The following is a 20,014-nucleotide window of genomic DNA, read 5'->3' as shown; positions in this document are numbered from 1 at the left end:
CCACTTTTATATGTTTAATTACTCTCTTTCTTTATTAATTACATATATACTTCATTTTCCCTGCTATTTCGACAAAAAATAAGCAGCAGAGGCCATTTGGCTCCCTGCTGCTTATTTTTTATATACCAACTTCAAGCAAACGTTACTTGGTTGGTTTCGTATTTAAATCTTAAACAGACAAATATAAAAATTAACCATTCACAAGTCTTTGAGCTTCGCGAAGTTGGAAAGTACGCACTTTACGTGGTAAGAAACGACGGATCTCGTCTTCATTATAACCAACTTGTAGACGTTTTTCATCAATGATAATCGGACGGCGCAATAAGCCAGGATTTTGCTGAATTAATTCATACAAATCTTGTAAAGGCATAGCGTCTACCTGAACGTCTAGTTTTTGGAAAGTTTTCGAACGTGTTGAAATGATTTCATCTGTTCCATCTTCTGTCATACGTAAAATTTCTTTAATCTCATCGATTGATAACGGCTCTGAAAAGATATTACGCTCTGTATATCCAATATCATTTTCCTCTAACCAAGCTTTCGCTTTACGACAAGATGTACAACTTGGTGATGTATATAATGTAACCATTTACTCCTTCACTCCTTCTATCATAATCGGTCATAACATTCAAAACATGAACTGTAAATCATGTTGTTTTATACAAACTTCAACGAGTGTAAATATTTAATGACTGATAATGAAAATCGATACTACTTTATAATTACTTTTAAAAAATAATATCTATTTGCATTATACTATAAACTTCATCGGAATGATATACTTTTTAAAGTGAACTAGTACATTAGTTCGTTCCTTCACTGTCATTATTTTCATTACCGATTTTCTTCATTATTTATTTACCACACTACTATTACGAATAAACCTGTAGATTAGTTTCATTTTTTTATTATTTTTTTCTTTCACAAATTCCTCGAACTTTTCAGTCACTAAAAAAGCCTTGCAGAAGAAATGACTTTTCTGCAAAGCTTTTGAGATAATCTCTTATTTATTTAATAGCTGATGTGTTTTTTCCTCGTCTCATTAAGATAGGATACAGTAAAAGCCCGATTACAAATAATCCAATACCTAGGAAAAATGTTTTTAAATCAGCTGTCCCTGTCTTAATCACCCATAGCGAATAAATAAGTGCTAACGAAGCAATAATTCCGTCTTTTACTCGCGATCCTTTAATCGTGTCGTACGTCTCACCCGTCACAATAAGCTTTAATTGATAAACTGTCGTCACGAAATAAGGAACTAAATAGGCAAGAGTAGCTACAACGATAGCGAAATTATAGGCTTGCGAAACTGTGCCTGAAATAGTCGCAAACAAAAACAACTGTGTTAAGCCATTTGTTAATGTTAGTGAGCGGGCTGGACTATTGTTCTGATTCGTTTTAGCAAACCACTGTGGAAACAACCCTGATTTTGCTGCTTGATAAGGAACTTCTGCACTAACAACAATCCATCCAACAGTAGAACCTAATAAAGATATAAGTGCTAAAATGGCCATTACGTAAGCACCTTTATGTCCAATAACCATTTCTAACGTATCTACCAAAGGCTTTTGAGACTGCTGAAGCTGAGCTGTCGAAAGAATCCCCATAGCTAGAAGCGTAATCCCCACATAGATAACCATTGAGATTAATAATCCAAGCAGCGTTGCTTTCTTTACTACTTTTTGTGATTTTGCACGATTAGATAACAGTACAGCTGATTCAATTCCGATAAATGCCCACAGCGTAGCAATGGCTGCTCCATTGACCTGACTTCCTAATCCTACATTTATACCCTTTGAATTAACAAATTCTGTACTAACGAGGTTGGATGCGCTAAATAGCGATAGCGCCACAACAATAAATAAACCGAATCCAATAATTTTAGCTGCCGTTGTGATAAAGTTAATATTACCGGCGCTATTGATATCTCGCTGCAAAATAGCTTGAATTCCCCATAATACAACAGAACATACTAAAAACGTAATAAATTTCCCAGCTTCTAATTGAAAATCTCCGACTGAAAATAAAATATCCTTACTCTCCATTACTGGAAAGAACGTTGTTAAATATCCCGCAAACGATATGATGACAGATGCTGTTGCAGCCCAGTTTGCTGCCCAATAACCCCAAGCCATGCTATACCCAGCTACTTTACCTGCTTTAGGCGATGAAAAAAGGTTCGCTGCATAACTTTGAGGCCCTCCTTTTAATTCAGGCTTTCTCATAACTAAGTTCCCGAACACAAGAGCAATCATGAACACGCCAAGACCTGTTGCAATCCAAGCAAGTGTTGAACCAATTGGACTTGATACGTTTGCTAAATTAGAAGGAAGCATAAATACTCCGCCGCCTACCATATTACCAACTACAAAGGCTGTTAAAAACCAAAGTCCCCATTTTTTGTCTTTCATTTGCTGTGTCTCCTTTTGCTTTCTAAAAGCTTAAACTTTTGACATAGAAAGCTCGATGCTAATCTATTAAAACATAGAAATTATTTATTTCTTCATTTGTTTAACAATATAATATATTAGCACACTAAAGCAAAAAGTGAAATAATAAATCCTTCATTTTCTTTTGGAAAAAAATGCGGCTGAGACATAACTCCATTCATCTATAGATGAACAGACGGGATATATGAGCTCGTGTGGATTGCGCTTGTGACACCGCTGTTCATTTCCATGCAAGACTTCGCTTTCCGCGGGCGGGCGGTGAGCCTGTCTCGCTTTTCCCGCAGAAGTCTTCGCCTTGTCCTCCAATCAACAGCTAGAAGCCCCTACATACAGTAAACCTACGTTCACCCTACAAACAAAAAAATCCGAACGCGTTAGATTCTTAATCAAGAATTCAACGCGTTCGGATTTCCCTTCAACAAAAATAGGTTTGTCTCAGCCTTATTTTTTATCTTTTATGAAAACCTTTTGAATAGTAAATAATAACCAACAAAATAAACCATATCGGACCTACAATAAGGGCTATTCTTGTATCAGAGGAGAAACCCATCACCACTACTACCCCCGCTAAGAAAGCAAGAGCGAGATACGACGTATACGGGAAGAACGGAAGCTTATATTTTAAATCACTTACCTGCTGATCACTTAATCCTCTGCGGAAGCGAATTTGAGAAAGTAAAATAATTCCCCATGTCCAAATCGCTCCAATAGTAGCGATACTTGTCACCCACGTGAACACCTTATCAGGAACAACATAGTTTAAGCCAACTCCGAGTAGCAGTACAACAGCTGAAGCAATAACTGCTGCACCAGGCACGCCGCCTTTTGTTAAATTGGCATAGCGTTTTGGTGCTTCCCCGTGCTGAGCTAAATTAAATAACATACGGCCTGTACTAAAAATCCCACTGTTACAAGAAGATAAAGCCGCTGTTAACACTACAAAGTTTATAATCCCTGCTGCAGCGGGAATTCCAGCTTTATCAAATGTTAAAACAAATGGGCTTCCTTGTGTTCCGATCTCTGGCCAAGGATAAATAGACATAATAACAAACAAAGCTCCGATGTAAAAAATCAAAATTCTCCACAGTACATTATCAATTGCTTTTGTTAACGTCTTTTCCGGATTTTTCACCTCTCCTGCTGTTACCCCAATCATTTCAATACCGAGGTAAGCAAACATAACCATTTGAAGTGATAGAAGAACACCTTTCATACCATTCGGGAAAAAGCCACCGTGATTCCATAAATTACTGATTCCTGTTGCAATGCCGCCATTTCCAATTCCAAAGATAATCATGCCTAGACCAAGCACAATCATAAGGATAATCGTTACTACTTTAATAAGAGAAAACCAAAACTCTAGTTCACCATATGCTTTTACAGCTAAAAAGTTAACGCCTGTCATGATAACGAGCGCTGCAAGTGCCCATATCCACTGGGGCACACCCGGGAACCAAAAATCCATATATACTCCAACGGCTGTAATTTCAGCCATACATGTAATAATCCACATAAACCAGTAGTTCCAGCCTGTTAAATAACCAGCGAGTGGTCCCAAATAATCGTTAGCATACTTACTAAAAGAACCGGCTACTGGATTTTGTACTGCCATTTCACCTAACGCTCTCATAATAAAAAACATAATAAGACCACTGATTCCATACATGATAAGAATACCAGGACCTGCTAACCGAATAGCGGATGCAGAACCTAAAAACAGTCCAACTCCGATAGCTGCGCCTAAAGACATTAAGCTAATATGTCTTTCCTCAAGTCCACGGCTTAATTCTTTTTCTTGCGTGTTCCCTTGCATAATTCTCTCTCCTAACATGTCCATTTCATTTAATAGCGGCTAATTAACTTATTTTTCAAACAAATAATTCTAGGCAGTGTATGTACTAAAAATCTGATATTGCAAGTTCCACACCTGCATTTTTACCGCTATCACATCTATAAAATACAATATTAAAAAAACTTCACTTTGTTCATTTTATCAAAAATCACAAAAAATGCGATAGTTTTTTGTGATTTTCACAAATAAACTTACAATAAAAATATAATAAAAACCATTTTTTACATTATATGTTCTTATTCCACTATAATTTTCTAACTATTAAGAATAATAAATCTATTATTTTTCCTTATTTTCAATTATAGATGCTTACTTTTCCCTAAAAAGGGTAAAGATAAGATAACTGTTTAAACACTATTATGAACATCATCATGAAAAGATCAGTAGGAGGGTGCTATGAATTGGTATGAAAAACTAAGTCAATATTTTCCCATTGAAGAAATGAAATCAAAGAAGCATATCGAAACGCTTTTACAAGAACGCAGCGATATTTATCATAAAAATGAAGGACCTCATCACGTATTAATGTACGTGGAAACAGACCAATTTATCTTTATTGATTACCTCTTTGTTTCAAAAGACGCTAGAGGTCAAGGGCTTGGCGGTAAATTAATTGATGAGTTAAAACAACATAACAAACCAATTATCCTAGAAGTAGAGCCTATAGACTATAAAGATTCAGACTCAGCAAAAAGACTGCATTTTTATAAACGTGCAGACTTTAAGCATGCTCAAACAATCGGCTATAACCGCCGCTCATTAGCTACAAATGAAGTTAATCAGATGGAAATTCTATACTGGTCTCCTACCTCTGAAACAGAGGAAAGCATTTTAAATAAAATGAAAAAAACGTACGAGTTAATTCATACTTACAAAGACAAAGAAATATATGGTGCGTCTTATCAGCCGGCAGATCAAGTGTTAAAAATTGACAAAAATCGTAAAGACGGCGATATCTTAGCAGATTTATAAAAAGAAGGTAGGCATACGTCTACCTTCTTTTATATTTCTGAATTATTATTCAACACACAACATTATTAATCACTTATATTCCTTTAGTTATAAGGTTTTAACATAGATATTTTGTCTTAAATATAAAATTCTGAAAATTTTTAATAGTATTTTCTAATCCTGTATTGTATAATACCTGTAAAGCGCTAATGTCACTTGTTCTTACATGTTTTTTCCAATTTAAAGTTTAGCGTTCTTTGATAACTAAATAAAAAACGACCTCGTTGTGAGATCGTTTTTGTTAGGTTGTATATGCGGCAAACTCTGCTTGAGAACAAGACACGTAGTGACCTGGAGATACTTCTCTAAGCTCCGGTTCTTCACCGTTATAATCATGGATACTTGGATCATAAATTTTGCGCTGACGCGTTTTTTCACTGTCAGGATCGGGAAGCGGAATAGCTGAAAGTAACGCTTTTGTATATGGATGAACAGGGTTTCGATAAAGTTCATCACTTGGTGCAAGCTCTACAATCTTACCTCTGTACATCACGCCGATGCGGTCACTAATGTATTTTACCATTGACAAATCATGGGCGATAAATAAATAGGTTAGTCCACGTTCACGCTGTAACTTCTTCATTAAGTTAACAACTTGAGCTTGTATAGATACATCCAAAGCTGAGATTGGTTCATCTGCGATGATAAAATCAGGTTCTACTGCCAGTGCTCTTGCGATACCGATACGCTGACGCTGGCCGCCACTAAACTCATGTGGATAGCGATTTGCATGTTCTTTGTTGAGCCCCACTGTTTCAAGAAGCTCGTGAACCTTTGCCATACGCTCTTTTCTCGTCTTAGCTAAACCGTGGATGTCAATGCCTTCTGCTATGATATCTGCTACGGTCATACGAGGGTTAAGTGACGCATATGGATCTTGGAAAATCATTTGCATTTTACGATTGAATTTTTTAAGCTCCGAGCGAGATTTGCGACCATGTACATTTTCGCCATTAAATAGCACCTCACCGCTAGTAGCGTCATATAAACGAATAATCGTTCTGCCTGTCGTTGACTTTCCGCAACCAGATTCACCTACAAGACCTAACGTCTCTCCGCGGAAGATGTCAAACGTCAGACCATCAACCGCTTTAATTGTTCCTTTACTTGTGAAAAAATGTTGCTTTAAGCCTTTAATCTCTAATAATTTATCTGTCATGTTATTCACCATCCTTCGCTACGAGTACAGGTGTACTGTATACATTATCAACTTTACGCATGCGGCGCTGAACTGAAGCAGGCGGCTCTACTTTTGGTGCATCCGGATGTAAGAGCCATGTTTTTGCATAGTGCGTATCCGATATTTTGAACATTGGAGGTTCTTGCTCAAAATCAATTTTCATTGCGTACGGATTTCGCGCTGCAAATGCATCTCCCTTTGGAGGATTCGTTAAATCTGGCGGCGTTCCAGGAATAGCAGCCAGCTCTTCTTCCGCCTCGTTATCTAAGCTTGGCATAGAAGCTAGGAGTCCCCACGTATACGGATGTTTTGGGTCGTAAAACACTTCATCCACTGTGCCCGTTTCAACAATTTGACCAGCGTACATAACGGCTACTCGATCTGCTACATTTGCTACTACACCAAGATCATGGGTGATAAAGATAATAGATGTATCCGTTTTTTTCTGAATGTCTTTCATCAACTCTAAAATTTGAGCTTGAATTGTTACATCAAGCGCCGTTGTTGGTTCATCAGCAATCAGTAATTTCGGATTAGAAGCAAGAGCCATCGCAATGACAACACGCTGTCTCATCCCTCCGCTGAATTCATGCGGATATTGATTCACACGCTGTTCTGGAAAAGGAATGCCTACAAGCGTTAATAACTCGACTGCACGTTTTTTCGCTTCCGCTTTAGATACTTTGGAATGCTTGATTACGACTTCACCAATTTGAGCTCCAACCTTCATTGTTGGATTTAAAGAAGTCATCGGATCTTGGAAAATCATACCGATATCCTTACCGCGAATAGCTTCCATTTCTTTATCCGTCTTCTTTGCTAAATCAATGCCGTCAAACAGCATTTCACCGCTTTTAATTCGGCCAGGAGGCATCGGGATAAGGCGCATGATTGTTTGTGAAGTTACACTTTTACCAGATCCTGACTCACCAACAATTGCTAGCGTTTCACCTTTATTTAAGTGGAAGTTAACGCCGCGAACAGCTTGAACTTCTCCGCCATATGTTTTAAATGATACAGCTAAATTTTTTACTTCTAATAAACGTGACATATGAGTTCACTTCCTTACTTACGTAGTTTTGGATCTAACGCATCTCGTAATCCATCACCAATTACGTTGAACGCTAAGATTGTTAAACAGATAAACAAACCTGGGAAAAATAAGCGCCAAGGATAGTATTCCAAAGCAGGTAAGCCTTCTGAAGCCATTGTTCCCCAGCTTGCAAGCGGTGCCGGAACGCCTAGTCCCAAGTAGCTTAAAAATGCTTCTGTAAAGATTGCTGAAGGAATCGTTAGTGTCATTGTTACTAAAATTGGACCTGTTGCATTCGGAATAAGATGTTTAAATAAAATACGCTTTGTTGTTGCTCCTAATGTTTGTGAAGCCATTACGTACTCTTGGTTTTTCAACTGCAATACTTGTCCACGTACAATACGGGCCATGTTAATCCAGCCGGTAATGGTCATCGCCAAGATCATCGTACCTAACCCTTGGCCAAGCATAACCATTAAAATAATAACCAGTAAAAGGTAAGGAACACCATATAAGATATCCGCAACACGCATCATTGTTTCATCCGTACGGCCGCCGCGGTATCCAGAGATGCTTCCCCAAACTACGCCGATGAATAAATCAATTAAAGCTGCTGCTAACCCGATAAATAATGAAATACGAGCGCCTTCCCACGTACGAGCAAAAACATCACGCCCTAATTCATCTGTACCAAACCAGTGCTCAGAAGATGGAGCCTGATTAGCATTCAGCAAATCATTGGTTGCATAATCATATTTCACCATCAATGGACCAAATATAGCCATAAAAACAAGGAGAACCATTAGTACTACACCAAACATAGCAAGCTTATTTTTGCGAAAACGAATAAAAACATCTTGCCAGAATGAAAGACTCGGTTTTTCAATCTTTTCTGCCTGAGCGTGGTCAATCCCTGCTGTTTCAAACATTTCTTTAGGAATTTTCGGAAGTTGCTGCATAGTTACTCTCCTTTCTTAGCACCTGTAAGTTTAATTCGAGGGTCAATGAAGCCGTATGCAATATCTACAAGCAAGATACAAAAAAGTAGTAAAATACTGTAGAACACCGTTACGCCCATAATCGTTGTATAATCTCGGTTTGAGATACTGAGTACAAAGTGTGAACCTAATCCCGGGATACCAAATATTTTTTCAATAACAAAGCTACCCGTTAAAATCCCTGCTACTAAAGGTCCCATATAGGATACGACTGGAAGCATCGCATTTCGCATGGCGTGCTTAACTGTAATAACGCCTCTGCTTAAACCTTTTGCTTTCGCTGTACGAATATAATCATTGCTTAATACTTCAAGCATACTCGACCGAGTTAATCGTGCGATAAACGCCATAGGGGTTGAAGCAAGCGCGAGAGCTGGTAACACCGTGTGTGCCCAAGATTCCCAGCGTGCAACCGGAAAAATTTGTAGTTTCATAGCCAGAACGTATTGTAATACCGCTGCCATGATAAAACTTGGAACTGAGATTCCTAGAACTGCAATAACCATCGCCGTGTAATCTTGCCACTTATTATGTTTTAAAGCAGCAATAACACCTAGTACTACGCCAATAGCAATCGCTATTAAAATAGCTTCCATCCCTAGCATGAATGAAACAGGGAATCCGCCGTTAATCAAATCATTTACCGTTTGGCCTTTATATTTGAAAGATGGACCAAAATCCCACTTTAAAATTGATGTTAAGTAATCAAAGTACTGATGGTACCAAGGCTGATCTAAACCGTAATACTGATTTAGATTTTTTTGAATTTCAGGGGGAAGCTGCTTTTCTGATGTGAATGGACCTCCTGGAACAGCACGCATTAAGAAAAAGGTCGCTGTTACGATCAGCCATAATGATAGAAACATATAAATAAGTCGTTTTCCTATATATTTGAACACCCTGACACACCTCCATATTTTTACAAAATTCGCGCACAAGAAAGAAAAGTATATGGAGCACCAGGCCCCATATACCCTTTGTCATAATTGATGTTACTTACTCAAAATGAGCCCACTTAATCTGAATGTCTCCAAGACCAGACATCACAACATCTTTCAGCTGCTTGTCTTGTACCCAAGCATTTGTGTAGAAGTAGATTGGTGCCACTGGCATTTCATCCATGAAGATACCTTCTGCTTTTTTCAACATTGCCTGACGTTTTTTAGGATCTGTTTCTTTTTGAGAGTCAATTAATAACTTTTTATATTCTGGATTTTCCCAGTTTGTATCATTGTTTCCGCCTTTTTTGTCACGGAATAACTCTAGGAAGTTGATTGGATCGTTAAAGTCTCCTAACCAGCCCATACGCCCAACTTGATAATCTCCTTGGTGTAACTTTTCAATGTAAACAGCCCACTCAGAGTTGTCTAACTGTACTTTAATACCAAGGTTTTTCTTCCACATATCTTGAACAGCTTGTGCAATTTTTGCATGTTTTTCATCCGTGTTGTATGAAACCTTAATTGCTGGTAGTTCTGAAGCATCTTTAAGGCCCATTTCTTTCAAGCCTTTTTCTAAATATTCTTTTGCTTTTTTCACATCATTGTCTTTGAAGTAGCCTTTTTTGTTATCTTCAAACATTGTTGGTGGTACAGCCGCCATCGCTGGAACTGAACCGTCTTTTGTAATTTGTTCTGTAATACCTTTACGATCAATTGCATAAGCTAATGCTTTACGAATGTTCACGTTGTCTAAAGGTTTTTGTTCTGTATTAAACTTGTACCAGTAAGTACCTGCAATCTCTTGAATGTTTAATGAACCGTCTTTCTTTAATTCAGGAAGTGCATCAGCTGGTAATTGACCGGTAGGCATACCCGCCCAGTCTAATTCACCGTTTTTGAACATTGAAAGTTCAGTGTTGTTATCATTGATCATGTACATTTCAACTTTTTTAAGTTTTACAGCATCTTTATCCCAATAGTTTTCATTAGGAACTAACTCAATTTTGTCGTTATGTTTCCAAGTTTTAAGCTTGAAAGGACCGTTTGACGTATAGTTTTCGCCTGCATTTGTGTACCATTTTTCATTTGATTCAGCAATTTTCGTATTCACTGGGAAGTACGTATAGAAAGCTGTTAATTCTAAGAAATATGGCGTTGGGTTTTCTAATGTTACCTCAAGCGTTTTATCATCTGTTGCTTTAACGGCAACATCATCTAATGAACCTTTTCCTTCATTAGCAGCCTGTGCATTTTTAACATAGTATAATTGATATGCATATTGAGATTCGTTTTTAGGATCTAACGCCCATTTCCATGCATATTCGAAATCTTTTGCTGTTACAGGGTCACCATTTGACCATTTTGCATCGTCGCGAATCGTAAACGTATATTTAGTTTGATCATCGCTGACCTTTACATCTTTCGCCATGGCATTTTCAGGTTTCCCATCTTTACCAATACGAGTTAAACCTTCAAATGTTTGTAATAATACGTTTGATGACGTTGAATCATTAGCTAAGCCTGGGTTCAGTGAGAAAGGCTCAGTTTTAATGTTTACGCGAAGCTCTTGCTCTTTTTTCTTGTCGCCGCCATCACTGCTAGCATTTTCACTGCCACCAGATTCTTTGTTAAATCCACATGCAGCTAAAAACAAGCTCATTACAAGCAGCAAACTGAAAAGAATTGACAACCTTTTCTTCATTGCGTGTTACCCCCTATTAAATTTTGTTTGTGTGGCAACCATATTTTTTTGATATGCACTAATTTCTTAATCCTCTTTCAATACAAAATAATCAGTTATTTTTTCACGTAGTAGAGTGCTAAAGACCTCACTGCAAAATTATTCTTCTACCCTATGAAACTGTCATCAATTGTTTACATGCTGTAAATCCAATGTATGCGCTTAATATGTAGAAGACTCATTCATTACAAAATTCGCTAATTGAAACAAAACATTGGCTATTTTGTTTTTTCTGAAAAATTAAGAAATTGTAATACCTTTGTAAAAAATATGTTTGTTACGCCTATTATAAATATTTTAAAAATTTATTGCAATACTATTATTTAATGGTATTTTTTTGTCATGAGGGAAAAAACCTTATCTTATAAGGATTGTGCCTACTTGTCAGACGTCTAAAATCTTTTTTGTAGTATAGGTATTACAATAGTATTACAAAGGCATTAGAAATACTAAATAAAAGATTTTTACCAAATCCTCCACCAAATTTTCATCAAGAAATGCTTTAATTAAAAGGTTCTTGTCTTTTTTTGCCGAAGAAAAATTCCAGTAAATTGTCTTATAAAACTTTTTAGCGATAAGATGTTTAAATTCCTGCTTTTTCGCGTTATAATAACGAATAACTATATAATTAAAGCTGTGAAAAAGAGTAGTATGCAGAATTTTCATTTTTAGAGAGTTTGTGGCTGGTGAGAACAAACATTGAAACCTGCAGAATGGACTTTGGAGCTTTCAAGTGCAAAGCTTGAACGTTGATCTCAACGTTACATGAATAAAGATAGTTCACAATAATGTGTGCTAATTAGGGTGGCAACGCGGTCCATTCGCCCCTAGCTTATGCTAGGAGCGGATGGGCCTTTTTATGTTGTATACGTAAACTAGCATCATATATGTGCAGATGAAAGGAAGATTTGATGAAAACAATTTTTTCAGGTATTCAACCAAGCGGTACAATCACTTTAGGTAACTACATTGGAGCGATGAAGCAATTTGTTGAACTTCAACATGACTATAACTGTCATTTTTGTATTGTAGATCAGCATGCAATTACAGCGCCTCAAGACCGTTTAGCACTTCGTAAAAACATTCGCAGCCTTGCTGCTCTGTATGTAGCAGTAGGAATTGATCCAGCAAAATCAACTTTATTTATTCAATCAGAAGTGCCCGCCCACACGGAAGCAGGATGGATGTTACAGTGCGTAGCGTATATCGGTGAACTTGAGCGTATGACTCAGTTTAAAGATAAGTCCGCTGGAAAAGAAGCAGTATCAGCAGGATTATTAACTTATCCTCCACTAATGGCAGCTGATATTCTTTTATACAACACCGATTTGGTTCCAGTTGGTGAAGATCAAAAGCAGCATTTAGAATTAACGCGTGACTTAGCTGAGCGCTTTAACAAAAAATACAATGATATCTTCACTATTCCCGAAGTACGTATTCCAAAAGTGGGCGCACGCGTCATGTCTCTTCAAGATCCTACGAAAAAAATGAGCAAGTCCGATCCAAACCAAAAAGCTTTTATTACGCTCTTGGATGACGCTAAAACGATTGAAAAGAAAATCAAAAGTGCCGTAACGGATTCAGAAGGTATTGTTCGCTACGATAAAGAAAATAAGCCAGGTATTTCAAACTTATTAAGCATTTATTCAATCCTAGCAAATAAATCAATCGAAGACATTGAAGCAATGTACGAAGGCAAAGGTTATGGTGACTTTAAAGCTGACACAGCTAAAGTAGTAGCTGAAGCACTTGCTCCAATTCAAGAAAGATATTATGAATTAGTTGATTCTAGCGAGTTAGATGATATTTTAGATCAAGGTGCCGATAAAGCAAATGCAACGGCTAATAAAATGCTTCGCAAAATGCGAAACGCAATGGGAATTGGCCGTAAACGTTAAAAAAACGACTGCTATGCAGTCGTTTTTTTAATTCACTTTTGGCTCTTGTTCAATTTCCCAAAGTTTTTCAAAGAAAGGTTGTCCTTTTACTAAGCGCTCGCATAATAATTTATGTTTCGGTGACCACCCTGACTTCGTTTCATCGTATAGCTGATTCCATACGTCTTGAAACGGCATCTCTTGAATGTCTTCGTATTTCGTTGGATTCCACTCTGTGTACCAGTAGCGGATTTGAGCTGTATTTTTTGTTGTATGTAGCTGATCAAGTGCCATAAATAACAGCTGTTTTAGCTGACGTTCTTTACGTGTTAGCCCTCTCATCGTTTCAGGAGACGGCGAAAGAATATGATGCTCTTTTTTAGTTAGCTCGTCTTCACTGAACTTATATTCTAGCTCTTCTTGATCCGCAATCATCTCATAAACTAACTGTTCTTGTCTTGGAATTAAGCGGCTTTTTCGAATTGGGATATGATAGCCCATCGTATCAATTGCTAAAATATTCGTTCCATCTGTAACAATAAAACAATATTCAACCTGCGTGCGCTCATGATTTTTCCGAATGTATGCTTTCTGATAGACATCTTGTAGTAGTTGTTGAGGTAGCTCGGAAAGATCATTTTCAATGTAATGAAATAAAAGCGGATTTACTTTTAATAACGGTGCTTGATCGAGCAGTTCTACACAATCGTCTTTTCTCCACTCATGGAAATGACACACATTATAACCGTTTTCTTCGCCTTCAAACCAATTAACCCATACATCATGAAGATATAGCATAATTTACCCCTCACTTACTATCTGTTTGTTATCCATCAGTATAGGCAGAGAAAGGAATTTTTATTCCAAATGATGTTATTTTTCTAAAAATTAATTGTAAAATACCTTCGTTTTTGGTTATTATGCAAATGCACTTATTTCGAAGCTCAGACATAACGCCAGTGCTAATGATTGCTACAGGCTTCATGAACTATATCCACCCCTATAAGCAGAAAAAATCCGAGTTTCTTCTATAGTAATAGGTTTGTCAGGAGGTCTGACAAACCTAAAAAAACCTATCACACTTTTGTGATAGATTTTTAACGAAGAGATTTTGGATTTAAAGCATCTTTTAATCCTTCACCAATGAAGTTGATAGCCAGGATCGTAAATGTAATAGCTAAACCTGGCGGAACCCACATCCAAGGCTTATTCTGCAGCACATCTGATTCCCTTGCTTCTGTCAGCATATTCCCCCAGCTCGGCGTATCAGCCGGCACGCCAAAACCGATAAAGCTAATCGCTGACTCAAACACGATAAGGATGGCCATCTGCAAACTGGCTTGAACCACAATCGTTGAAAACACATTTGGCAGCAAATGTTTGAAGATGATTTTAAACGGGCTGCACCCAATGGAAACAGCTGAAAGCACATATTCATTTTCTTTTTCAGCCAAGACTTTGCTTCGCACCAGCCGGGCCGTACTTCCCCAGCTTAGGAAACTAACAACTAGGATGAGCGTCCAAACGCCTGAGATTTTTCCAATTAGAATTGTATTTAACACTACAACAAAAACAATGAGCGGAAAGTTTAAGACAAAGTCTGTAAAACGCATTAAGAATTGGTCCACTTTGCCTCCGTAATAACCCGCAATCGAACCAATAAGAGTTCCGATTAAAATAACGAGTGTTGTACAAGCAACTCCAATCAGTAACGAAGTTCTTCCTCCATACAATGTACGTGCAAATACGTCTCGACCATTTGTATCCGTTCCAAACCAATGCTCACTGGAAGGCGCTGCATTCATCGCCATATAGTCGATACGTGTAATATCTGCTTTTGTAAGCAGCGGTGCAAAAATGGCAAGAAGCGTAATCACAATCATGAAAGCCAAACTTATCATAGCTAGTTTATTTTTAACAAACTTCTTTCGCGCAATCGCCCATGGAGAAAGGTTTTTAGGAGCTTTCATATTCACTTCTGGCTGTACATCTTTTTTCGTTACAATTTCCATACTTTCTCCTCCTAATCCAAACGAATACGCGGATCTGCTACGCCGTATAACAAATCAGCAACCAGATTCCCAACTAGTGTTAAAATTGAAAACAGCATTGTAAGCGACATCATAACTGAGTAGTCACGAGTTGCTACAGAGTCAACAAACAACTTTCCGATTCCTGGATACGTAAAGATTGTCTCTGTAATGATAGAACCGCTAATGATTGTTACAAGATCAAACCCTAAAAACGTAATAAGAGGAATCATTGAGTTGCGTAAGATATGAACATTATAAATTTTAGATTCTTTTGTTCCTTTTGCTCTAGCTGTGCGCACAAAATCTTTGCGACTGTTTTCAATAATATCATTGCGCAAAAATTGGGTATACTGCGCGGTCGACATCAAGCCAAGAATCAGTGCAGGTAATATAACGTGATGAATTCTACTTTGAATAAATTCCCATGATCCCTCTTTTAATCCTACTTCAACAGAACCGCTAAACGGAAACCAGCCTAACTGAAAGGAAAATAAATAAATGCCTACGATCCCTGCGATAAACGATGGAACCGCTAATGCAAAGTAATTATATCCTGCAATAAAGTTATCTGCTAAGGTATACGGTTTTCTTCCTGCATACATACCTAAAATAAATGCAAACACATACGTAATCAAAAGCGAAGTCAAAGCTAAAAAGATCGTATTAGGCATACGCTCTAAAATAATATCTAATGTCGGTAACTTATGAGTTGTTGACTTTCCTAAATCTCCTTGTGCCACTCCCTTTACCCAGTTCCAATATTGAACGTAGATAGGATCGTTATATCCTAGCTTATCACGCATTTCCTCAATGTATTTTGGATCTGTATTACTGGGGTTGATTTCTCCCCCAAAAGGGTCCCCTGGCATCATTTTTGCCAGGGAAAACACAACAAAGGAGATCAGAATCAACATTGGAATCATCCCTAAAATACGTCTTAGTGAGTATTGCAGCATCGTTGACTCTCCTTTACATGTAAAATACTTATTCCGTTACAGACCATTTCTCCGGATCTACAACTACCGTTGATGGATCTAGAGTTACGTTTTTCACACGCTTATTCACAGCATAAATATTGATATTTTCCCATAAAGGAAGTGCTGGCAGCTGCTCGTTAAAGAATTTTTGCCATTTTACATATACATCTTTACGGTGTTTATCATCAAATGATTTTTCACTCAAACCGTCTTTAAGCATTTCATCAGATTCCTTATTTACCCAACGGCCATAGTTCCATTCAGCATTAGAGCTCCATAATCCTGTAGGATCTGGATCTGAACCAGTGTCCCAAGAACCGAAGAACGCTTCTAACGCCTTATCGTCGTTATCTTTCATTTCATTGTACAAGTTAAATTCAACAAGTGAACCCGTTGCTAATTTTGTTTTAATACCAATATCATTCCATGCTTGCATAATAGCCTTCGCACGACCCTCGAAGTTGGCTGGACCAGCATAGTGACCAAATGAGATTGTAAATGGTTTTCCGTTTGGATCTTCTACAAAACCGTCATTATTCTTATCTTTATAACCAGCTTCAGCTAACAATTTTTTAGCTTTTTCTGGACTATACTTGTACTTTGTTAAATCTTTTTGGTCAGCAGCAATCCAGAATACAGACGGAATAACTGTGTTAGAAACAACCGCTTTGTCGTTCATAAATGCTTTTACCATTGCTTTTCTATCTATTGCGTAAAGCAATGCTTGACGAAGTTTTAGATCTTTGAACTTATCATAATCATCTACGTTTTTACCAGCGTTTTTATCACGATGTCCAAATCGTAGACCAATATACGAATAACTAGTTGATTTCCCTTCCAAAAAGTCTAAGTTTTCTGCTTTTTCAACTTGCCCTAAATCAGCTGGGCGAACATCCATAATGTCGACATCGCCTTTTTTCAATGCTCCGGCGGAAACAGATGGATCCAGTACTTTTACAACAACGCCATCAAGATGAGGCTTACCTTTCCAATAGTCATCATTGCGTTCCATCTGAACATATTCACTTGCTACCACTTTTTTCACTTTAAATGGTCCAACACCAATAGGCTCTTTACGAACTTGTTTGGACTCTGCAAGATCTTTTACAGCAATTCCTTCATAGTACTTTTTCGGCATTGGATACGGCCATAGATTATCTAAGTTATTTACACGAACTTCTTTAAACGTTACTTTAAATGTTTGCGGATCTACCACTTCAACTCCGGAAATAGAATCCGCTTTGCCGTCATGATATTCTTGAGCGCCTTTAATATGCTCAACGTTTACATAGCGTGGACCTGTATAGTCTTTATCAGCAATCGTTTCATACGTATATTTAAAATCATCTGCAGTTAATGGATCTCCGTTATGCCACTTAATCCCCTTTTTTAATTTAAACGTGTAAGTTAGTTTATCACCACTCACGTCCCAAGTAGCTAAGTCAGATTTAATTTTTAATTTCTTATCATAAGTAAAAAGACCTTCATTGATAAATTCTAAGATTTGGCTATCATACGCACTACCATACAATGCGTACTCAAAAAGCCCTTCCGGCGCTCCGTCAATCCCATACGTAATCGTTCCGCCACCTTTTGGCTTGTCTGTTTTTGCACCTTCAGTTTTTGCTTCTCCGCCTTCTTTATTACTAGAAGATGAAGAACTGCTTCCACCGCTGCATGCCGCTAGAAAAAGCGATAGCACAAGCAAAATGGAAACAAGTGATAAAAACGATTTCTTTTTCATCATGACGTTCCCCCTATTTAACTAATAATCTGTTCGTATGTAGCTTTTACGAGTTATATAAATGGCAAGCTACTTGATGGCCAGGTCTCACCTCCTTTAAGGCAGGTTTCGTTTGGCTGCACTCTGCCATGGCATATATACAGCGAGGATGAAACGCACAGCCTTTTGGCGGATCAATTGGACTTGGCACATCTCCCTGTAAAATAATGCGCTGTTTTTTCTTTCGTGGATCTGGTTCAGGTATAGCCGATACAAGCGCTTGCGTATAAGGGTGCAATGGCTCTGCGTATAGACTTTTCTTATCAGCAATTTCCACTAAACCGCCTAGGTACATAACACCGATACGGTCACTCATATGTTTAACAACACTCAAATCATGGGCAATAAATAAAAAGGTTAGGTCGAATTCTTGTTGAAGTTCTTTAAGAAGGTTTAAAACTTGTGATTGGACAGAAACGTCAAGTGCCGACACCGGTTCATCAGCAATAATAAGTTTTGGACGAAGTGCAAGTGCACGTGCAATTCCAATACGCTGACGCTGTCCACCGGAAAATTCGTGAGGATATTTATAGTATGCATCTTCCGGTAACCCTACTTTTGTAAGTAGATTCATAACTTCTGATTTTAATTGATTGGTTGATTTTCCTGTAAAATTCCGAATTGGTTCAGAAATAACATCTCCAACCATTTGCATTGGATTGAGGGAAGCATAGGGATCTTGAAAAACCATTTGGAAATCTTGTCTAATTTTACGGAGAGAAGTTCCTCTTGCTTCTGTGATATCTTTACCATCGAAAATAATTTTTCCGCTAGTTGGTTCCAACAGTCTTAGAATCGTTCTTCCTGCCGTGGATTTTCCACAGCCAGATTCTCCTACCAGACCGAGCGTTTCTCCTTTTCGAATCGCAAAGGAAATACCGTCAACTGCTTTTACATCACCAATTTTCTTTCGAAAAAATCCCCCGTGAATAGGATAGTAGGTTTTTAAATGCTGAACTTCTAGCAATACATCTTTCACTGCTTTAGTCATTAGCTTGTCTTCACTCCTTTTGACGGATAGCTGTTTTCATACAGCAGACATGCGACGTCATGCCCCTGTGAATCCTCGCGAAGAACAGGCGTAACGGAACTGCAGTCTTCCATTGCATGAGGGCATCGGTTAACGAAACGACAGCCTGTCCTCGGCATGTTTACAAGAGAAGGCACAATTCCTTTGATTGTATTTAATACTTCTACATCATCTTCCATGCGTGGAATTGAGTGAAGAAGAGCTTTCGTGTACGGATGTTTTGGGGCATAAAATAACGTATCAACATCTGTATGCTCAACAATTTTCCCGCCATACATGACAATCACTTCATCACACATCTCAGCAACGACTCCTAAATCATGAGTAATCATAATAATAGACATATCATTGCTTTCTTGAATTTCTTTTAACAATTCTAAAATTTGAGCTTGAACCGTAACATCCAGGGCGGTTGTCGGCTCATCCGCAATTAAAAGTTTAGGCTGACAAGCTACCGCCATGGCAATCATGACGCGCTGTCTCATTCCTCCCGATAGCTGATGCGGATATTCATCGATGAGCTTTTCGGATCTCGAAATACCAACGCTTTTTAAAAGCGCAATGCTTTTTTCACGCGCTTCCGCTTTCGATATATTCATATGGTTAAACAATACTTCCTGCAGCTGATACCCAATGGTTAAAACAGGATTGAGAGATGTCATCGGTTCTTGGAAAATCATTGAGATGTCTTTTCCCCGAACATCATTCATCTCATCTTCTGATAAGTGTGTAAGATTCTTTCCGTTAAATACAACGCTTCCGCTTCTAATTTGACTATTTACTTTAGGTAATAGCCCAATAACGGATAAAGACAATACGCTTTTTCCACAGCCAGATTCTCCTACAACTCCTACAATTCGCTTTCGTCCGACTTGAAACGACACGTCGTCCACAGCATTATGCCAGGAATCATTAATGGAAAAAGCAGTTTGTAAATTTTTCACTTCTAGTAAAGGTGTTGATTCGACGGGCTTTTTATCCATTTATAGTGCACACCTCATTTTTCTAAAAATTGTTATATTTGAATAAGATATTATTACAATTTCATTACAAAATCAATATATTTTGAAAATTAATTATATTTTTTATTTTTAAAATAATTATTTTT

General features: G+C 37.8%; 17 protein-coding genes and 1 other annotated feature. Of the genes, 2 read left to right on the top strand and 15 right to left on the bottom strand.

The annotated features are described in order from the left end of the window. Positions 1-190 precede the first annotated feature (190 nt). The 3 genes from spxA to NST66_RS02130 all read right to left on the bottom strand — a co-directional run bounded on the left by spxA (position 191) and on the right by NST66_RS02130 (position 4,263). Positions 191-589, bottom strand: coding sequence for a transcriptional regulator SpxA (gene spxA, locus NST66_RS02140; RefSeq protein WP_013055422.1), 399 nt, complete (start codon positions 587-589; stop codon positions 191-193). A 418-nt stretch (positions 590-1,007) separates the two neighbouring features. Next, positions 1,008-2,411, bottom strand: coding sequence for an amino acid permease (locus NST66_RS02135; RefSeq protein ID WP_034267651.1), 1,404 nt, complete (start codon positions 2,409-2,411; stop codon positions 1,008-1,010). A gap of 487 nt (positions 2,412-2,898) precedes the next feature. Beyond that, entirely contained in the window at positions 2,899-4,263 is a 1,365-nt protein-coding gene (locus tag NST66_RS02130) for an amino acid permease (protein WP_028412362.1), read from the bottom strand. Positions 4,264-4,698: 435 nt separating this feature from the next. On the opposite strand from NST66_RS02130, the gene NST66_RS02125 reads away from it, so the two are divergent. Next, the gene (locus NST66_RS02125; RefSeq protein ID WP_028412363.1) at positions 4,699-5,274 is read left to right on the top strand and encodes a GNAT family N-acetyltransferase; all 576 of its coding nucleotides are present in this window, start codon (positions 4,699-4,701) and stop codon (positions 5,272-5,274) included. Between the two features lie 280 nt (positions 5,275-5,554). Here the strand turns inward: NST66_RS02125 and NST66_RS02120 are convergent, their stop codons facing one another. From NST66_RS02120 to NST66_RS02100, 5 genes are all read right to left on the bottom strand, one after another. Beyond that, the gene (locus tag NST66_RS02120; protein ID WP_028412364.1) at positions 5,555-6,472 is read right to left on the bottom strand and encodes an ABC transporter ATP-binding protein; all 918 of its coding nucleotides are present in this window, start codon (positions 6,470-6,472) and stop codon (positions 5,555-5,557) included. Between the two features lies 1 nt (position 6,473). Then, positions 6,474-7,544: an ABC transporter ATP-binding protein gene (locus tag NST66_RS02115; protein WP_028407470.1), complete on the bottom strand. Its 1,071-nt coding sequence runs from the start codon at positions 7,542-7,544 to the stop codon at positions 6,474-6,476. 14 nt (positions 7,545-7,558) lie between these two features. Beyond that, positions 7,559-8,485, bottom strand: a complete 927-nt coding sequence (locus tag NST66_RS02110; protein ID WP_014461585.1) for an ABC transporter permease — start codon at positions 8,483-8,485, stop codon at positions 7,559-7,561. 2 nt (positions 8,486-8,487) lie between these two features. Then, on the bottom strand, positions 8,488-9,423 hold the full coding sequence (locus tag NST66_RS02105; RefSeq protein ID WP_013055415.1) for an ABC transporter permease: 936 nt from the start codon (positions 9,421-9,423) through the stop codon (positions 8,488-8,490). A gap of 97 nt (positions 9,424-9,520) precedes the next feature. Continuing rightward, entirely contained in the window at positions 9,521-11,167 is a 1,647-nt protein-coding gene (locus tag NST66_RS02100) for a peptide ABC transporter substrate-binding protein (RefSeq protein WP_014461587.1), read from the bottom strand. Positions 11,168-11,833: 666 nt separating this feature from the next. Then, positions 11,834-12,038: a binding site (T-box leader), on the top strand. 76 nt (positions 12,039-12,114) lie between these two features. Here NST66_RS02100 and trpS point away from each other — a divergent pair. After that, positions 12,115-13,104 (top strand): tryptophan--tRNA ligase, encoded by a 990-nt coding sequence (gene trpS, locus NST66_RS02095; protein ID WP_028412367.1) that lies wholly within the window; start codon positions 12,115-12,117, stop codon positions 13,102-13,104. 27 nt (positions 13,105-13,131) lie between these two features. On the opposite strand, the gene NST66_RS02090 is transcribed toward trpS, so the two are convergent. From NST66_RS02090 to NST66_RS02060, 7 genes are all read right to left on the bottom strand, one after another. Beyond that, the gene (locus NST66_RS02090) at positions 13,132-13,881 is read right to left on the bottom strand and encodes a YjbA family protein (RefSeq protein WP_028412368.1); all 750 of its coding nucleotides are present in this window, start codon (positions 13,879-13,881) and stop codon (positions 13,132-13,134) included. A 28-nt stretch (positions 13,882-13,909) separates the two neighbouring features. Further along, the gene (locus NST66_RS02085; protein WP_155017005.1) at positions 13,910-14,068 is read right to left on the bottom strand and encodes a hypothetical protein; all 159 of its coding nucleotides are present in this window, start codon (positions 14,066-14,068) and stop codon (positions 13,910-13,912) included. A 112-nt stretch (positions 14,069-14,180) separates the two neighbouring features. Then, entirely contained in the window at positions 14,181-15,095 is a 915-nt protein-coding gene (opp4C, locus tag NST66_RS02080; RefSeq protein ID WP_013081753.1) for an oligopeptide ABC transporter permease, read from the bottom strand. An 11-nt stretch (positions 15,096-15,106) separates the two neighbouring features. Further along, positions 15,107-16,072, bottom strand: coding sequence for an oligopeptide ABC transporter permease (opp4B, locus tag NST66_RS02075; RefSeq protein WP_013055410.1), 966 nt, complete (start codon positions 16,070-16,072; stop codon positions 15,107-15,109). A gap of 28 nt (positions 16,073-16,100) precedes the next feature. Then, positions 16,101-17,840 carry an oligopeptide ABC transporter substrate-binding protein gene (opp4A, locus tag NST66_RS02070; protein WP_328157106.1) on the bottom strand — a complete coding sequence of 580 codons (1,740 nt, stop codon included), beginning with the start codon at positions 17,838-17,840 and terminating at the stop codon, positions 16,101-16,103. A 43-nt stretch (positions 17,841-17,883) separates the two neighbouring features. Then, positions 17,884-18,867, bottom strand: a complete 984-nt coding sequence (locus NST66_RS02065) for an ABC transporter ATP-binding protein (RefSeq protein ID WP_328157107.1) — start codon at positions 18,865-18,867, stop codon at positions 17,884-17,886. Further along, positions 18,867-19,889: an ABC transporter ATP-binding protein gene (locus tag NST66_RS02060; RefSeq protein ID WP_028412372.1), complete on the bottom strand. Its 1,023-nt coding sequence runs from the start codon at positions 19,887-19,889 to the stop codon at positions 18,867-18,869. The genes NST66_RS02065 and NST66_RS02060 overlap by 1 nt, the downstream gene beginning before the upstream one ends. Between the last annotated feature and the right edge of the window lie 125 nt (positions 19,890-20,014).

This window comes from Priestia sp. FSL W8-0524, from assembly GCF_038005965.1.
GTDB classification, from domain to species: domain Bacteria; phylum Bacillota; class Bacilli; order Bacillales; family Bacillaceae_H; genus Priestia; species Priestia zanthoxyli.
Note: the sequence above shows the minus strand (reverse complement) of the source record. Positions and strands in the feature narration are given on the sequence as shown.

Excerpts from the sequence above, each read along its gene's own strand:
- opp4C (WP_013081753.1), bottom strand. The coding sequence starts at position 15,095 with ATGGAAATTGTAACGAAAAAAGATGTACAGCCAGAAGTGAATATGAAA.
- NST66_RS02060 (WP_028412372.1), bottom strand. The coding sequence starts at position 19,889 with ATGGATAAAAAGCCCGTCGAATCAACACCTTTACTAGAAGTGAAAAAT.
- opp4A (WP_328157106.1), bottom strand. The coding sequence starts at position 17,840 with ATGATGAAAAAGAAATCGTTTTTATCACTTGTTTCCATTTTGCTTGTG.
- NST66_RS02065 (WP_328157107.1), bottom strand. The coding sequence starts at position 18,867 with ATGACTAAAGCAGTGAAAGATGTATTGCTAGAAGTTCAGCATTTAAAA.
- NST66_RS02115 (WP_028407470.1), bottom strand. The coding sequence starts at position 7,544 with ATGTCACGTTTATTAGAAGTAAAAAATTTAGCTGTATCATTTAAAACA.
- NST66_RS02085 (WP_155017005.1), bottom strand. The coding sequence starts at position 14,068 with ATGAAGCCTGTAGCAATCATTAGCACTGGCGTTATGTCTGAGCTTCGA.
- NST66_RS02135 (WP_034267651.1), bottom strand. The coding sequence starts at position 2,411 with ATGAAAGACAAAAAATGGGGACTTTGGTTTTTAACAGCCTTTGTAGTT.
- NST66_RS02090 (WP_028412368.1), bottom strand. The coding sequence starts at position 13,881 with ATGCTATATCTTCATGATGTATGGGTTAATTGGTTTGAAGGCGAAGAA.
- NST66_RS02110 (WP_014461585.1), bottom strand. The coding sequence starts at position 8,485 with ATGCAGCAACTTCCGAAAATTCCTAAAGAAATGTTTGAAACAGCAGGG.
- NST66_RS02100 (WP_014461587.1), bottom strand. The coding sequence starts at position 11,167 with ATGAAGAAAAGGTTGTCAATTCTTTTCAGTTTGCTGCTTGTAATGAGC.
- opp4B (WP_013055410.1), bottom strand. The coding sequence starts at position 16,072 with ATGCTGCAATACTCACTAAGACGTATTTTAGGGATGATTCCAATGTTG.
- spxA (WP_013055422.1), bottom strand. The coding sequence starts at position 589 with ATGGTTACATTATATACATCACCAAGTTGTACATCTTGTCGTAAAGCG.
- NST66_RS02125 (WP_028412363.1), top strand. The coding sequence starts at position 4,699 with ATGAATTGGTATGAAAAACTAAGTCAATATTTTCCCATTGAAGAAATG.
- NST66_RS02130 (WP_028412362.1), bottom strand. The coding sequence starts at position 4,263 with ATGCAAGGGAACACGCAAGAAAAAGAATTAAGCCGTGGACTTGAGGAA.
- NST66_RS02120 (WP_028412364.1), bottom strand. The coding sequence starts at position 6,472 with ATGACAGATAAATTATTAGAGATTAAAGGCTTAAAGCAACATTTTTTC.